The organism is Peribacillus sp. SIMBA_075, assembly GCF_046534585.1.
In genome coordinates this window covers 1-272 of sequence record NZ_JAWRYN010000587.1, presented here as the reverse complement: position 1 = coordinate 272, position 272 = coordinate 1, and the positions used below count along the sequence as shown (strand labels likewise).

General features: G+C 43.8%; 1 protein-coding gene. It reads left to right on the top strand.

From position 1 onward, the window contains the following. The coding region (locus SB775_RS29505) for an AMP-binding protein (RefSeq protein WP_410864784.1) at window positions 1–272 on the top strand (272 nt) is incomplete at both ends.

Sequence of the window (272 nt, the reverse complement as noted above, 5' to 3'; positions counted from 1 at the left end):
CCTGCCCTTGGATGTAAGCTCCAGCAAGTTTTTGGCATGGCACAAGGTCTGGTCAACTATACCAGATTGGATGATCCTGAACATGTCATTATTCATACACAAGGACGTCCGATGTCTGAATATGATGAGGTACTAGTGGTAGATGATGAAGACAAGCCAGTCCCTAATGAAGTAGCAGGACACCTTTTGACAAGAGGGCCCTATACAATTCGTGGCTACTATAAAGCCGATGAACAAAATAAAAAAGCCTTTACACCCGATGGCTTTTACAG